Annotated in this window: 11 protein-coding genes; 1 reads left to right on the top strand and 10 read right to left on the bottom strand. The window is 73.8% G+C overall.

The window, feature by feature from the left end:
* Window positions 1-54: 54 nt before the first annotated feature.
* The 7 genes from pcaDC to EJC51_RS37555 form a co-directional block, all read right to left on the bottom strand.
* Window positions 55-1,362 carry a bifunctional 3-oxoadipate enol-lactonase/4-carboxymuconolactone decarboxylase PcaDC gene (gene pcaDC / locus EJC51_RS37585; RefSeq protein ID WP_126275133.1) on the bottom strand — a complete coding sequence of 436 codons (1,308 nt, stop codon included), beginning with the start codon at window positions 1,360-1,362 and terminating at the stop codon, window positions 55-57.
* 112 nt (window positions 1,363-1,474) lie between these two features.
* Window positions 1,475-2,515, bottom strand: coding sequence for a hypothetical protein (locus EJC51_RS37580; RefSeq protein WP_126275132.1), 1,041 nt, complete (start codon window positions 2,513-2,515; stop codon window positions 1,475-1,477).
* Window positions 2,516-2,638: 123 nt separating this feature from the next.
* Window positions 2,639-5,071 (bottom strand): SWIM zinc finger family protein, encoded by a 2,433-nt coding sequence (locus EJC51_RS37575; RefSeq protein ID WP_126275131.1) that lies wholly within the window; start codon window positions 5,069-5,071, stop codon window positions 2,639-2,641.
* Complete coding sequence (locus tag EJC51_RS37570) at window positions 5,068-7,896, bottom strand: DEAD/DEAH box helicase (protein ID WP_126275130.1); 2,829 nt, start codon at window positions 7,894-7,896, stop codon at window positions 5,068-5,070. Before EJC51_RS37570 ends, EJC51_RS37575 begins: the two co-directional genes overlap by 4 nt.
* Window positions 7,897-7,994: 98 nt before the next feature.
* A complete protein-coding gene (locus tag EJC51_RS37565; protein ID WP_126275129.1) occupies window positions 7,995-8,579 on the bottom strand; it encodes a sugar kinase in 585 nt (194 codons plus the stop codon).
* Window positions 8,576-9,724, bottom strand: coding sequence for an ROK family glucokinase (locus EJC51_RS37560; RefSeq protein WP_126275128.1), 1,149 nt, complete (start codon window positions 9,722-9,724; stop codon window positions 8,576-8,578). The genes EJC51_RS37565 and EJC51_RS37560 overlap by 4 nt, the downstream gene beginning before the upstream one ends.
* A 150-nt stretch (window positions 9,725-9,874) precedes the next feature.
* Window positions 9,875-10,612, bottom strand: coding sequence for a GntR family transcriptional regulator (locus tag EJC51_RS37555; protein ID WP_194083396.1), 738 nt, complete (start codon window positions 10,610-10,612; stop codon window positions 9,875-9,877).
* Between the two features lie 129 nt (window positions 10,613-10,741).
* Here EJC51_RS37555 and EJC51_RS37550 point away from each other — a divergent pair, with 129 nt between their 5' ends.
* Entirely contained in the window at window positions 10,742-11,743 is a 1,002-nt protein-coding gene (locus EJC51_RS37550) for a Gfo/Idh/MocA family protein (RefSeq protein ID WP_126275127.1), read from the top strand.
* 157 nt (window positions 11,744-11,900) lie between these two features.
* On the opposite strand, the gene EJC51_RS37545 is transcribed toward EJC51_RS37550, so the two are convergent.
* Genes EJC51_RS37545 through EJC51_RS37535 form a run of 3 tightly spaced genes read right to left on the bottom strand, consistent with a single transcriptional unit; the run spans window position 11,901 to window position 14,935 of the window.
* Window positions 11,901-13,085, bottom strand: a complete 1,185-nt coding sequence (locus EJC51_RS37545; protein WP_207924908.1) for a cytochrome P450 family protein — start codon at window positions 13,083-13,085, stop codon at window positions 11,901-11,903.
* Window positions 13,086-13,129: 44 nt separating this feature from the next.
* A complete protein-coding gene (locus EJC51_RS37540; protein WP_126275125.1) occupies window positions 13,130-13,810 on the bottom strand; it encodes a response regulator transcription factor in 681 nt (226 codons plus the stop codon).
* 45 nt (window positions 13,811-13,855) lie between these two features.
* A complete protein-coding gene (locus EJC51_RS37535) occupies window positions 13,856-14,935 on the bottom strand; it encodes a hypothetical protein (protein WP_244363030.1) in 1,080 nt (359 codons plus the stop codon).
* Between the last annotated feature and the right edge of the window lie 132 nt (window positions 14,936-15,067).

Here is a 15,067-nt window from a genome sequence, read left to right as displayed (position 1 = left end):
GGCAGGGATTCCTGGGCGGCTCACCCTGGTGGTCCCGCTGCCCGGCTGAGGTGCTCACTCCTCGGGGGTCGTCTCCTCACGGATGACCTCCTGGGCGACCTTGAAGGCGCTGTTGGCCGCCGGTACGCCGCAGTACACGGCCGCCTGGAGGAGCACCTCCTTGATCTCGCCCGGGGTGAGGCCGTTGCGCAGGGCGGCCCGGACGTGGAAGCCGAGCTCGTCCAGGTGGCCGCCCGCGACCAGCGCGGTGAGCGTGACACAGCTGCGGGAGCGGCGGTCGAGGCCTGGGCGGTCCCAGATCTCGCCCCAGGCGTAGCGGGTGACGAACTCCTGGAAGTCGCCGGAGAACTCGTCGGCCTGCGCCAGCGCCCGGTCCACGTGCGCGTCGCCGAGCACCTCGCGGCGCACCTTGAGCCCGGCGTCGTACGGGTCGGGCCGCCCGCCCAGGGCCTGGGGCGCCGGTGCGGGCGGGGCGATCTCGGCGATCGGGACGGCCTGCGGCGGCGGTCCCGCGGCGGCCAGGACCGGCTTGACGGGGGCCGCGGGGATCGCGATCTGGCCGGTGGTGGAGTCGTAGGCGGGCTGCCAGGCGGTGGAGAAGTGCCGGACCAGGAGGTCGGTGACGGCCGCGGGCTGTTCCACCGGTACGAGGTGGGAGGCGCCCGGTACGACGGCGAGCCGCGCGTCCGGGATGCCGGCGACGAGCGTACGGGCCTCCGCGGGGCCGGTGACCTGGTCGTCGGAGCCGACGAGGACGAGGGTCGGCACCCCGACGTGGGCGAGTTCGGCCCGGACGTCGAACGCGGCGAGGGCCTCGCAGGCGGCGATGTAGCAGCCGGGGTCGGTGGTGCGGACCATCTGCACGGCCCAGTCGGTGATCGCGGGCTGCGCGGCGGCGAACCCGCCGGTGAACCAGCGGTCGGGGGACGTACGGGCGATGGGGTCGAGGCCGTTCGTCCGCACGATCACACCCCGCTGCCGGAACTCGTCCGGCGTCCCGAACCGGGGCGAGGCGGCGATCAGCGCGAGCGAGGCGATCCGCTCCGGGTGCCGCAGCGCCAGCTCCAGGCCGATCGCGCCGCCGAGCGCACAGCCCGTGTAGCCGAAGCGCTGCACGCCGAGGCCGTCGAGGGTGGCGAGCAGCCGGTCGGTGAGGTCGCCGACCGAGCCGGCCGGGTACGCGGGGGCGCCGCCGTGGCCCGGCAGGTCGAATCGGAAGACCCGCCACTGCTTGGCCAGTTCGGGGACCTGGCGGTCCCACATGTGCCAGGTGGTGCCGAGCGAGGGCCCCAGGATGAGGACCGGGGCGTCGTCCGGGCCGTCGAGGCGGTACTGGAGGGCGGGGGTCTGCTTCTCACTCACCGCTCCACGCTAACCGCCGTTTCCGAGGGCCCGAACCCTGGGCCCCCAGTCCCCACACCTCGCACCCGCACATCGACGGCGAACCCTCACAGGGCCTTCACCGAAGGGCGCGCTACTGGAAGCCGGGCGCCGGGGCGGGGGCCTGGCCACGGACCCGGACGCCGTAGCGGGTGCGCATCCGCCGCAGTTCCCACAGGCCGACGATCGTCACGGACACCGGGCCGCCCAGCAGCGAGCAGAGCTGCACGCCGGGCGGGCCCTGCGCCGGCATCCCGCTGTCGATGAAGTTGAAGATCGCGAACACCCACACGAACACCATCGTCACCACGGGCGGCAGCATCGGATGGACGTGACCGGTGTTGAAGGCGCTGCGGGCGGAGTAGAGGGAGGCCAGGACGAAGAAGGGCAGGCCCCAGGCCAGCGCGACCAGCCCCACGATGCCCACACAGAACCCCTGCCAGCCGCTCAGGTCGGTCTTGGCCAACAGGGAGATTCCGAAAAGGGTTCCACCGAGGACGGCAACGGTCGCCACGTACCAGCCGACCGCCTTCAACGGCACCCGGAGCCGGGAGCGCAGGTGGGGCCGCAGGTGCGGGGGCGCGTAGTAGATGAAGCCGAGGATGATCAGGGGGCCGCCGACGATCAGCAGGACCGGGGCGACGAGCGCCTGCGCGGCGCTGCCGGCCGCCGCGTCCTGCCAGCCACCCTTGTCCGTGCCGTAGACGAGGAACAGGACGACGGTGGCGGCGGCGCCGAGGACGGTGCGGGCCGTCTGGACGCGGTCCACGGTGCGGTCCTGGATGTGATCCTGGCCCGCCCGCACGAAGAGCCGGGTGGCGACGCGGTGCGCGGAGCGGATGACACCGCCGGTGAGGTAGGGCACAGAGAAGAACCACAGCCGGCTGCGGCGGCGCGGCGCCCGGCCGCGCGTGGGCACGGGGGCCGGGGGCACGTAGGGGTACGGGTTCTGCGGCGGGTACGGGTTCTGCGGCGCCGCCGGCCCGTAGGGGCCTCCCTGGGGCGGCAGACCGTAGGGGTTGGTCGCCGGTTGCCCGGGCGGCGGGCCCCAGCCCTGGCCACCGCCCCCGTCGCCGCCGGGATGTCCGGTCTGTCCTCCCGGGCCCGTGCCGGGGCCCCATCCGCCCGTTGCCATGTCTTGTCCCCCGAGGTGTTTCTCTGTCAGTTCGCTGTGTCGCGCGGCGACATCGCGGCAGTGTAATGGCTCAGGTGCCGACCGCTGTCACGCGCTTTGTGGCGACTTGGTGCACGATAGGTGTCAACTCTCCGGCGAGGCCCCGAGTCCGGTCAGGGCACCGACCGGGTCGAGGTCGGGCGTGCCGCGGGGCCACCAGTCGTCGGCGCCGGGGTCGGACTCGTAGGCGTACCACAACCCGTCGCGGCCCAGGCGGAGTTGGACATGGCCGCGGGGGTGGGTGAGGCGGTTGCGCCAGGGGCGGAAGGCCGGGAGGTCGGCGGCGAGGAGGAGCGGGCGGGCGCGGTCGAAGCGGCCGGCCGGCGGGTCCCAGGGTTCTTCCAGTACGGCGAGCCCCTCGAACCCGCCCTGGCGCCAGGCGGCGACCGCGCGCGCCAGATCGGACGGGGTGCGGTCGGCGGCGGAGGCGAGAGAGGCGTACAGCGAGCGGGTGGCGGCGGTGAGGCCGGAACCGGGGCGGGCCGCGGCGAGCCGCACCGCGTCCTGCCACAGCGTCAGTTCGGCGACCGGGTCGCGGCCGGTGGCGAGCAGGGCGTGGGCGCGGGCGGCGGCGTCGGTCGCGAGCTGGTCCAGCGCGAAGGGGTCCGGGCCGCCCGGGGCCGCCGGATAGACCGGGGGCTGCTCGGGGTGCGCCGGTACGGGCAACGGGGCCGGGAGAGGCGGGAGTTGCCGGGGGGCGAGGGCTTCGGTGGCGCGTACGCCGGGCAGGGGGGCCGGGCCCTTCTCCTGGGCGGCGCGGGCCGCGCGCGCGGCGCTCAGCCGGGAGAGGGTGTCGAGGAGTTCGCGCTCACCCCGGCCGCGCAACAGGAGCAGCACGAAGGGGTCGGCGTCGAGCAGACGGGCCGTCTGGTAGCAGAGCGCGGCGGCGTGCTTGCAGGGGTGACCGCGGTCCGGGCAGCTGCAGTGCGGGTCGAGTTCGCCGGGCCCGGGGAGCAGCCGCACCCTGCCTTCGGCGAGCGAATGCGGCATCTCCTTGTCCAGCAACGCCGCGATGTGCCCGGGCCGTTCGGCGGCGGCATCCAGGAACCACTGCCATTCCGCGTCGTCCAGCGTCCGCAGCCGTACCTGGACCCGGTAGGGGCGAGGACGGCTCCCCTGGACGTATGCGAGCACCAGCCCGGGGGTCACGGTGATGGCGTCGACGTTGCCCTGCTCGGCGTACCCGCGGCCGCGCGCGAGCCGTTTCGCGTCCAAGGCGCCCTCCTCCAGCGCCCTGACCCAGGCGTTGCCCCACCAGGTCTCGGCGAAGCCGTGCTCACCGTCCGCGACTCGGGGGTCGAACGCCGGGAAGGTACGCCGGAGTTCGCCGTCCCGGCCGGGGGCGGCCATGGAGCGGGGGTGGTGGAGGGCTGTGGTTGTGGCTGTCGCTGTGGTGGGCGGGTGCGGCTCGGCGTTGCCGCGGGGTGGAGGGGTGGGAGGCGTCGAGGGCGTCGGCCAGGTGGGAGTGGGGGTGGTGTCCGGCTCGGTCTCCGGGTCGGTGCGGGGTGCGGAACTGGTGGCTGGTGCTGCCGGCGGGGTGGCGGTGTGGGGGGCCGCGGGGTCGGCCGAGCTGCCGTGGGCGGACGCCGAGTTGGCCGAACTGCCGTGGTCTGCCTGGCTGTCGGCGTCGTCGCGCCCGGTCGGCTCGTCCTCCTCGCGGGGCATGCTGAAGGCGTCACCGATGAGTGCCCGGAGGTCACGGGCCCGCACACCGGCGCCTCGACCGCCACGCGGGGAGTGGCCGGATGCCCCCGGCGTCGACCGCGGTGCCGGGCGCCTGGCCCGGGCGGCCTCGACCGCGTCCTCCTGCTGAGCCCGCCGCGCTTCCTCGCGGGCGGCGCGCAAGGCTTCCCGCACGCGGTCGGCAGCCCGGTCCGGAGCGGCCCGGTCGGCCGTCCCCATGCCGAGGGCGCTGTCGGGTTCAGTCGGGTCCAGGGCTCCCTCAGCGGCGGCGCCTTCGGGCCTCGACTGGTCCGGAGCTGGTTGGCTGTGGCTGCCAGGCTGACCGGGGGCAGCTTCGCCGTGGCTCCCGGACTGACCCGGAGCAGACTCCCCGTGCCACCCAGACCGACCCGGAGCAGCTCCACCGAGCCTCCCAGGCTCGTCATGACCGAGTTTCCTGGGGCGCCCGCCCCCCTCGCCCGGGACACCAGCAGCCTCCGGCAGACCGCGCTCAGGTCGGCCCTCTCCCCCTGGCGCACCCCGCCGCTCCGACCGCGCGCGCCGCAACGCCGCGCGTGCCGCGTCGCCCGGCCGGGCCTCCCGGCGCTCCCCCGTCGCCTCGCCAGCCGGTCCGCCGCCCGCGCTCCCCGGCGCCTCGCCAGCCGTGCCGGACGCGCTCCCCGTCGCCTCGGCAGACGGTCCGGACACGGTCCCCGGCGCCTCGGCAGACGGGCCGGGCGCGGTCCCCTCGGTCGCCGAACCGGCAGCCCCCGAGCCCTCCGTCTGCTCCAGGGCCTTCCGCTCCCGTGCCTCGCGCAGCGCGCGCCGGGCCTCGTCCGCCGGGCGCCCGGTCATGAGGTCCTCCGCAAGGAGACCAGGTCCGTCAGTTCGCGGTCCGTCAGTTCCGTGAGGGCCGATTCGCCGGAACCCAGGATCGCGTCGGCGAGGGCTCGCTTCGCTTCGAGCATCTCGGCGATGCGGTCCTCCACCGTGCCCTCGGTGATGAGGCGGTGGACCTGGACCGGCTGGGTCTGGCCGATGCGGTAGGCGCGGTCGGTGGCCTGTTCCTCGACGGCCGGGTTCCACCAGCGGTCGAAGTGCACGACATGACCCGCGCGGGTGAGGTTGAGGCCAGTGCCCGCGGCCTTCAGGGACAGCACCAGGACCGGGGTCGTGCCCGCCTGGAAGCGGTCCACCATGCGCTCACGCTCCGGCACCGGGGTGCCACCGTGCAGCAGGTCCACGGGCACCGCGCGGGCGGCGAGGTGGGCGGTGATCAGGCGAGCCATGCCGACGTACTGAGTGAAGACCAGCGCCGAGCCGTCCTCCGCGAGGACGGTGTCCAACAGCTCGTCGAGCAGGGCGAGTTTACCGGAGCGGAGCACCAGCCGCTCGGCCGCCCCGGCCTCCTCCTTGAGGTACAGCGCGGGGTGGTCGCAGATCTGCTTCAGCGCACCCAGCAACTTCAGCACCAGGCCCCTGCGGGCGATGCCGTCCGCCGTCTCGATGACGTGCATCGACTCGCGGACCACCGCCTCGTAGAGGGAGGCCTGTTCGCGGGTGAGCGGGACAGGGTGGTCCGTCTCCGTCTTGGGCGGCAGTTCGGGGACGATACCGGGGTCGGACTTCTTGCGGCGCAGGAGGAAGGGGCGGACCAGGCGGGCCAGCCGTTCCACCGCCTCCGTGTCCTCGCCGTTCTCCACGGCACGCGCGTGGCGGGCGCGGAAGGACTTGAGAGGGCCGAGGAGCCCGGGGGTCGTCCAGTCGAGCAGGGCCCAGAGTTCGGAGAGGTTGTTCTCGACCGGTGTGCCGGTGAGGGCCACGCGCGCGGGGGACGGGATCGTGCGCAGCGCCTTCGCCGTCGCCGAGTACGGGTTCTTGACGTGCTGGGCCTCGTCCGCGACGACCATGCCCCAGTGCTGCTCGGCCAACCGCGCGGCCGTCGACCGCATGGTGCCGTAGGTGGTCAGGACGAAACCGCCGTCGAGGTCGTCCAGGGTGCGGTCGGGGCCGTGGAAGCGGCGGACGGGGACGCCGGGCGCGAAACGGGCGATCTCCCGCTGCCAGTTGCCGAGGAGCGAGGCCGGGCAGACCACCAGGGTCGGCTCGCGGCGGGCGCGCTTGAGGTGCAGCGCGATCACGGTGATGGTCTTGCCGAGGCCCATGTCGTCGGCGAGGCAGCCGCCGAGGCCCAGGGTGGTCATGAGGTCCAGCCAGGCCAGGCCGCGGAGTTGGTAGTCACGCAGGGTGGCGTGCAGGCCCGGGGGTGGCTCGGCCGGCCGGACACCCGTCGTCAGGCGGTCGCGCAGGGCGGCCAGCGCGCCGACCGGTACCGCCTCGACGGTCTCCCCGTCGACCTCCGCGCTGCCGGTGAGGGCGACGGAGAGGGCGTCGACCGGGTCGAGGAGGCCCAGTTCGCGCTTGCGGGCCTTGCGGACGAGCGCCGGGTCGACCAGCACCCACTGGTCGCGCAGCCGGACGACGGGCCGGTGCGCCTCGGCGAGCGCGTCCATCTCGGCCTCGGTGAGCGGGTCGCCGCCGAGCGCCAACTGCCAGCGGAACTGGAGGAGTTCCTCGCTCTCGAAGAACCCGGTGCCGTCGGTGGCCGAGCCGGGGGCAGGGCGGACGACGGCGGCGGCGCTGAGGTCCTGCGCCAGGTCCCGGGGCCAGTGCACGGCGACCCCGGCGGCCGCCAGCCGGGTCGCGGCGACGCCGAGCAGTTCGCCCAACTCGTGCTCGGACAGGGCCAGTACGTCGGGCACGTCCTGCTCGGCGAGCCGGTCCAGGGGTGGCCAGACCCGAGCCGCGCGCCGCACGGCGAGGGCCGCGTCCACGCGCGCGCGGGGGCCGAACACCGCGTCCGCCTCGCCCGCCCACAGGGCCGCCGCGTCGGCGACGAGGGTGGGGTCGGCGAGGCTGTGCACCTGGACGATGGCGGCACCGGCGCTGCGGACCTGCTCGTCGGCGTCGAACAGGTCGTAGGCCGACAGGTCGAGGCGGAGCGAGATCCGCACGCCCGCGTCCATGCCGGCGGCGACCTCCGCGGCCCAGTCGTGCGCACCCGGCAGATGCTGTGGGCGGCGGTCGGCGAAGGGCCTGCCGGAGGCGAAGGGGGCGGCGGGGGTGCGCGGGAGGGTGTCGGCGACGGCGTCCAGGAAGGCGCGCAGCAGCGCTTCCGGCTCGGGCAGCCGCAGCGGGCCGGGGCCGGGCAGGGGCACCGCATGGCCTTCGTACGGCAGGGCGGCGGCGATGGCGCGCAGGTGCGCGATGTCGTCGGGGTCGAGGGGGCCGGCCCGCCAGGCGTCGTGGCCCGTGGCGGTCAGGCCGGGGAGCAGGCGGCCGCGGGCGGCGAGCCGCAGGGCGTGCAGTGCGGCGGCGCCCCAGCAGGCGGTGGCGGGGTGGGCGGCGGGGTCGCGCCGGGCGCGCGCGAGGAGGGGCAGGGCCTCGACCAGAGGGACGGTGAGCGCGGGGGCGGTGCGGCGGCGGACACCGGCGCCGTGAGGTCGTACGACCGTCAGGTCCGTGAGGCTCGCGGAGGCCTCCGGCAGCGGGCCGTCCTCGGGGTCCCAGAAGGCCATGCGGCCCTCGCGCGGGAGGGGTGCGGGGAGGAAGACGGCGGCGAGGCGCGCGGAGAGCGGCCGGGTCGCCCGCTCGGCCACCGCCGTGGCCGTGTCACTCATACGTCCTGCCACCTCCCCACCCGTGTGTCGGATCAGACGTCTACGACTCTACGGGCGGGGTCTGACAATCGGCTCCGGCGACGGGCCGCACCCCCTGCCTACGGGACCGTGCGCGAGACGACGTACACCATCGGGTTGGCCGGGTCCGCGGTGTTCACGACGATGTCCTGGGTCGGCGCCGGGTTCTTCTGCTTGTGGACCAGGCCCGCCCAGGGGCCGGGGCCGGTGAAGGTCCAGCCGGTGATCTTCTGGTCGCGGGCGCTGATGGTGATGTCGCCCTTCTCGAGATCGTCACGGCCGACGCCGACGCCCGCGAGGAAGGTGTCCAGGCCCGCGTTGGAGGTGCGGAACTGGACGTAGAGGCGGCTGGTCCGCCAGTTGTTGGTCTCGTAGTAGGCGATCTGGTCCGCGGGGTGCGGGACCGGCACCTGGTACAGCCGGCGCTGGACCTTCGACGGGTACCCGGCGCTGAGGCCGGTCGCCGAGTACTTCTCCTCCTTGTCCTTGCCGCTGTTGCGGCTCTGGTTGGCGGAGATCACCAGATAGCCGGCCGGGACGCCGATGAGCAGCACGATGATGAGCAGCGTGAGTGCCCGGCGGCGGTTGCGGTGGCGGCGGTCCTCGGTCGGTCGGGGCGGCTCGTCCGGGGAGTGGGCGGCCTGGCGGGGCAGCGAGGCCGTCACAGGGACTCCCGGGTGGTGCGGCGGGCCTCCGTGTACTTCGCGTAGCGCTCGTACCGCTCGACGCGGCGTCGGTTGGCGCGCCGGAAGCGGCGGGCGACCAGCCGCGCCAGGTCCGCGGCGCCGACCATGCCGGCCTCGGGGCCGAGCTGGGCTCGGACTATGCGTGCCTCGGGGCGGTAGCCGCGGCCGGTGAGCTGGCGCTTGAACGCGTCCCGCGCGGGGCCGATCAGCAGCTCGTCGGCGGCCGAGACACCGCCGCCGATCACGAAGCAGGACGGGTCGAGGGCGGCGGCGAGGTTGGCGATGCCGACGCCGAGCCACTGGCCGATGTCCTGGAGCAGCTCGATGCACATCGCGTCGCCCTCACGGGCCAGCTCCGTGATCATCGGGCCCGTGATGTCGCCGATCTGGCCCTTGACGTGCTCGATGATCCCGTACGCCACCGGGGAGTCGGCGGCGGCCAGTTCCTTGGCCTCGCGGACCAGCGCGTTGCCGGAGCTGTACTGCTCCCAGCAGCCGCGGTTGCCGCACGGGCAGCGGTGCCCGCCGGGAACGACCTGCATATGGCCGAACTCGCCGGCGACGCCGTACTTGCCGCGCTTGACCTGGCCGTCCTCCAGGATCGCGCCGCCGATGCCGGTGCCGAGCGTGATCATGACGAGGTGGTCCTCGCCGCGGCCGGCGCCGAAGCGCCACTCGGCCCAGGCGGCGGAGTTGGCGTCGTTGTCGACGAGGACGGGCACGGCGAGACGGCCCGCGAGGCGGTCGCGCAGCGGCTCGTTGCGCCAGGACAGGTGGGGGGCGAACAGGATGCGGTTGCGGTCGGCGTCGACCCAGCCGGCCGCGCCGATGCCGACCGCGTGCACGTCGTGCCGGTCGGAGAGGTCCAGGACCAGCTCGACGATGGTGTCCTCGACGACCTTCGGGCTCTTGGACTTGTCCGGCGTCTCGGTCCGGAGCTTCTCCAGGATGTTGCCGTCGGCGTCGACGACTCCGGCCATCACCTTGGTCCCGCCGATGTCGATGCCCACGGTGGGCACGCGGGGCGCGGTGAGGTGGGAGCGGCGCTCGCGGGTGCCGACCGTGCGCAGGGCCGGGGCGCGGCGGGAGCCGATCGGGGCGCTGAAGTTGCCGTAGGTGCTCATCGGCCTCGATTCTGCCTCACCGCCGGTATGGGTGCCGTACGGGGAAACACCGGGGCGGTTCCGGGCGGCCACAATGTCCTGACATTGCGACCAAGTCGGTCCTGTCCCAGCGGCCTTCCAGCGCCCCGCCGGACCCGCTCAGACCGTTCTCTACGGCCGCACGAGCAGCTGGAACTCGAACGAATAGCGGGTCGGCCGGTAGGTGTGCGTGCCGAACTCGACCGCGCGGCCGGTGTCGTCGAAGGTCACCCGCTGCATGGTGAGCAGCGGGGCGCCCTCCTCCTCGGCGAGCCGCTCGGCCTCGGCGGCGGTGGCGGCGCGGGCGCCGATGGACTGGCGGGCGCTGTGCAGGGTGATCCCGGCGGAGCGCATCAGCCGGTACAGGCCGGTGGACTCCAGCTGGGCGGTGTCCAGGTCGAGCAGGCCCGGCGGGATGAAGTTGCACAGGTAGGCCATCGGCTCGCCGTGCGCGAGGCGCAGCCGCTCGACGCGATGCACGTCACTGTCCTCGGCCACGCCGAGCGCGGCGGCGACCTCGGCGGAGGCCGGGACGACGGTGTTGACGATGACCTTGGTCGCCGGGCGCTGGCCGGCCGTCTCCAGGTCGTCGTAGAGGCTGCTGAGTTCCAGCGGGCGCTTGACCTGGCTGTGCACGACCTGCGTGCCGACGCCGCGGCGGCGTACGAGCAGGCCCTTGTCGACGAGCGACTGGATGGCCTGGCGGACGGTCGGCCGGGACAGGCCGAGGCGCGCGGCGAGCTCGATCTCGTTGCCCAGCAGGCTGCCCGGGGTGAGCGTTCCGTGCTCGATCGCGGCCTCCAGCTGCTGGGACAGCTGGAAGTACAACGGCACCGGGCTGCTCCGGTCCACACTGAGGTCGAGTGTCACGGTCGGGTCCACATCTGGTTTCGGCACGGGCCGAGCGTAGCTCCGCGGCCGGTTGACGGGAAGTTGTGTAGTCAGATTGTCCAGACATATGCATTGACAGCGGGAGGTCCGCGACCACACTTTGTTCACATGCGCATCGGGGTCATCGGGACGGGCCGGATCGGCACCATTCACGCCAACACGCTCAGCCGGCATCGCGACGTCGGGTCCCTCATCCTCACGGACGCGGACGGGGCGCGGGCCCAGGAGCTCGCGCACCGGCTGGGTGAGACGGCCGCGCCGGGGGTGGACGAGATCTTCCAGTGGGGCGTGGACGCCGTGGTGATCACCACGGCGACGTCGGCACACGCCGAACTGATCGGTCGGGCAGCACGCTCGGGGCTTCCGGTCTTCTGCGAGAAGCCGATTGCTCTCGACCTGCCCGGCACCCTGCACGCCATCGAGGAGGTGGAGACGGCCGGGACGGTCCTCCAGATGGGCTTCCAGCGCCGCTTCGACGCGGGGTACGCGGGCGCGCGGGAGGCGGTGCGCTCGGGACGGCTCGGGCGGCTGCACACCGTACGGGCGCTCACCTCCGACCAGGCGCCGCCGCCCGCCGCGTGGCTGCCGGTGTCGGGCGGGCTGTACCGGGACACGCTGATCCACGACTTCGACGTGCTGCGCTGGGTGACCGGGCGCGAGGTGGTGGACGTGTACGCGGCCGGGTCCGACGCCGGGCCCGCGATGTTCCGCGAGGCGGGCGACGTCGACACGGCCGCGGCGGTCCTCACCCTCGACGACGGCACGCTGGCCACGGCGACGGCGACCCGGCTGAACGGGGCGGGCTACGACGTCCGCATGGAGCTCGCCGGAGAGCTGGACCAGATCGTGGTCGGCCTGGACGACCGCACCCCGATCGCGTCCACCGAGCCGACGGGCCCACCGGCCGCGGACAAGCCGTGGGCGGGGTTCCTGGAGCGGTTCGGACCGGCCTACGAGGCCGAACTGAACGCGTTCGTCGAGGTGGTACGAGGTGAGCGCGCCAACCCCTGCGACGGGCGCGAGGCGTTGCAGGCGCTGCGGATCGCCGAGGCGTGCGAGGTGTCACGGCGGGAGCGGCGGCCGGTGCGGTTGGCGGAGGTGCCGGGCTGACGCCCGGCGGGGCCGCGGTGTCGCCCCACCGGATTCACCACCGCGATGGACCGGTACCGCAGCCCACCGGATTCACCACCGCGATGGACCGGTACCGCAGCCCACCGGATTCCACCGGATTCCCACCGCGATAGGCCGGTACCGCAGTCCGCCGGATTCACCACCGCACCGGCAGACTCCGCATCCCCCGCATCAGCATCCCCGGCAGCCACTCCCCCGTGGGGCCGTCGAGGGCCAGTTCCGGTGCCCGCTCCAGCAGCGTGCGGATCGCCGTGCGGCCCTCCAGGCGGGCCAGGGGTGCGCCCAGGCAGTAGTGGATGCCGTGGCCGAAGGCGAGGTGGCCGCGGGTGTCTCGGTGGAGGTCGAAACGGTCGGGGGCGGGGTAGCGCGCCGCGTCGCGGTCGGCGGCGGTGAGGCCGACCATCACCGCGTCGCCCCGCGCTATGTGCGTACCGCCGATCTCCAGGGGCTCGGCGGCATAGCGGAACGTGCCGTTCTCCACCGGGCCCTCCCAGCGCAGCGTCTCCTCGATCGCGCCGTCGATCAGGCTCATGTCTGCGCGCAGGTCGGCGAGTTGGCCCGGGTGCGTGAGCAGGGCGTACACCCCGCTGGTGATGAGGTTGACGGTGGTCTCATGGCCCGCGATCAGCAGGACGAAGGCCATGCCACGCAGTTCCTCCGGGGAGAGGCGGTCGCCGTCCTCGGCGGTGGTGCGGATGAGGTCGCCGAGGAGGTCGCCGCTCGGTCCGGCGCACCGCTTGTCCTCGATGAGGCCGGTGAGGTACTCGGCGAGCCGGACGAACGCGTCGTACTCGCTCTCGGCGCTGGTGGGGGCGACGGCCTCGCCGGAGATCTTGCGGAACTCCGTGCGGTCCAGCTCGGGGACGCCGAGGAGTTCGCAGATGACGGTCAGGGGCAGCGGGTAGGCGAGGGACTCCACGAGGTCGGCGCGGCCCTGCGGGAGCATCGCGTCGAGCAGGTCGTCGGTGATCCGCTGGATCCTGGGCCGGAGTTCCTCCACGCGGCGCATGGTGAAGGCACGGGAGACCAGCGAGCGCAGCCGGGTGTGCTGGGGCGGGTCGGCGACCAGGAGGTACTTGCCGATCAGCTCCTCGTCGAGGAACGTCACGCCGATCTTGCGGCCGTCCTTGGACAGGCGCGGGTCGGTGAGGGCCGCGCGTGCCTCCTCGTATCCCACGATCAGCCAGGTCTCGTGGTGGGCGTCGGGTGACGGCAGTCGGACCCGGTGCACCGGTCCGCGGGCGCGCAGGCGCGCGTACACCGGATGCGGGTCCGTGCGGAACGCCGCGCCGTACTCCCCCAGGTCGATCACTTCGCTCATCCCGATCCCCTCCCCGTCGCCCCCACAACGCGCGGGACCGCCCGCTAGTGCCCGTCCTCCTCCAGTTCCTCCAGAAGCCCCGCGTCGTACGCAAGGAGGGCGACCTGCACCCGGTTGTTGAGGTCGAGCTTGGCGAGGACGCGGGAGACATGGGTCTTGACGGTGGCCACGCTCATGTAGAGCTCCGCGGCGATCTCGGCGTTCGACAGGCCGCGGCCGACGGCCACCGCCACCTCGCGCTCACGGTCGTTGAGAGCGGCGATGCGCTCCCGCGCGCGTGCGCGGCGCGTGTCGGCGGCGGTGCCGGCCGCGTGCCGCATCAACTGGCGGGTGACCGTGGGCGACAGGACGGGGTCGCCGGCCGCGACCCGGCGCACCGCGTCGACGATCTCGGCGGGCGGTGTGTCCTTCAGGACGAACCCGGCGGCACCCGCGCGCAGCGCGCGCAGCACCTGGTCGTCGGCGTGGAAGGTGGTGAGGAGCACGACCTGCGGGGCGTCGGGGCGGGCGCGCAGCCGCTCGGTGGCGGTCAGGCCGTCCATGGACGGCATCCGGATGTCCATGAGGACGACGTCCGGGCGGCTGCGGTCGACGAGCGCCTCGACATCGCTTCCGTCGGCGGCCTCCCCGACGATCTCGATGCCGTCGGCACCACCGATCATCAGGGACAGGCCGGCCCGCACCAGCGGATCGTCGTCGACGAGGAGCAGTCTGATCGCGGTCATGGGGCTTACGTAATCACGGTTTCGAGGGGCGCACTTGCCATGCCGTCAGCCGCGCAGCCGCACTCCGTGCCGGGTCTGGAGCCGGTGAACCTCCCACCAGGCCACCGCGCACACCGAGGCCGGGCCGCCGACGAACGCCAGGACCGAGACGAGGGGCGGTCCGGGCGGCGGTCCGCCCGCGGCCAGGCTGATGATCGCGAACTCCCAGACCAGCACGCAGGTGAGCAGGGCGGGCAGCGCCGCGTGCACCTCGGCGGAGTTGAAACCGCTGCGCACGGCGGGGCCGGTGGCGAACGCCAGGAAGAACAGCAGCCAGAACAAGGACACCATGAACGGGATGACGAGCCAGGGCACGTCGTCGGTGGCCAGTCCCTTCCATTCGAGCAGCGCGAATATGCTGATGATCAAGGAAATCGCCGTCACCGCGCCGACGTACCACAGGGCGGCCTTGCCCGCGGCGCGCACCCGCTGACCCATGTACGGCCTGGCGTGCGGCGGCGCCCAGCGGTACACCACCGCGATCACCAGGGGGGCGCTCAGGAGCAGCAGCGGCGGGGTGACCATGAGCCGAATCACGTACTGCTGCTCGACCTCGCCGAAGTCCTCCGGCTTGCCGTAGGCAACGAGCAGGGCGAGGGTCATGGCGGCCGCGCTCAGGGCCCGCGCCTTCTGAAGGCGTGTCACCTGCGGGTCGTGGTAGAGGCGGTGGGCGCGCGGCGGGAAGAGGCGGTGCGCCCTGACGCGGGCCGAGCGGGCGAACACGTACGCCACCATCAGGCCGGGCACCACGAACCAGGTGCACGGCAGCAACAGGAACAGCCATGCGCAGCCGTGCATCCGCTGCCGTCCGCTGCGCAACAGGTCGCGCAGGGGCGGCCATTCGGCGCCGCGCAGACCGCCCAGCAGGCCACCCGGGCGCGGCCGCGGGACGTACGGCGGGAAAGGATTGGGGTACGGGTAGGGGTTGGGGTACGGATACGGCTGGGGCGGGACGTAGGGCCCGGTGTTCGGGGGTGGTGGAGGCGGGCCGTACGGACCGGGGTTGGGAGGTGGTGGCTGGTACGGGTTCGTCGGTGGTGGTTGATACGGCGGCTGGTACGGATTGTTGGGTCCCCCGAAGCTCACGCTGCTGTTCCTTCCGGTGTTCGCGGTGCCGCGCCCGCGCGAGGCGGCCGAGCGGTGCGCTCCAGTCAACTCGCTTCGCGCCGCCGGGTCAGGGGGTTGCGCGGATCCGACCCGCTCACGCCCCGTGAACGC

The sequence above is a fragment of the Streptomyces aquilus genome, assembly GCF_003955715.1.
In the GTDB taxonomy this organism is placed as follows: domain Bacteria; phylum Actinomycetota; class Actinomycetes; order Streptomycetales; family Streptomycetaceae; genus Streptomyces; species Streptomyces aquilus.
The sequence above is the reverse complement of the archived record's forward strand: the minus strand, read 5'-3'. Positions and strand labels throughout refer to the sequence as shown.

Excerpts from the sequence above, each read along its gene's own strand:
- EJC51_RS37580 (WP_126275132.1), bottom strand. The coding sequence starts at position 2,515 with ATGGCAACGGGCGGATGGGGCCCCGGCACGGGCCCGGGAGGACAGACC.
- EJC51_RS37575 (WP_126275131.1), bottom strand. The coding sequence starts at position 5,071 with ATGACCGGGCGCCCGGCGGACGAGGCCCGGCGCGCGCTGCGCGAGGCA.
- EJC51_RS37570 (WP_126275130.1), bottom strand. The coding sequence starts at position 7,896 with ATGAGTGACACGGCCACGGCGGTGGCCGAGCGGGCGACCCGGCCGCTC.
- EJC51_RS37560 (WP_126275128.1), bottom strand. The coding sequence starts at position 9,724 with ATGAGCACCTACGGCAACTTCAGCGCCCCGATCGGCTCCCGCCGCGCC.
- EJC51_RS37550 (WP_126275127.1), top strand. The coding sequence starts at position 10,742 with ATGCGCATCGGGGTCATCGGGACGGGCCGGATCGGCACCATTCACGCC.
- EJC51_RS37545 (WP_207924908.1), bottom strand. The coding sequence starts at position 13,085 with ATGAGCGAAGTGATCGACCTGGGGGAGTACGGCGCGGCGTTCCGCACG.
- EJC51_RS37540 (WP_126275125.1), bottom strand. The coding sequence starts at position 13,810 with ATGACCGCGATCAGACTGCTCCTCGTCGACGACGATCCGCTGGTGCGG.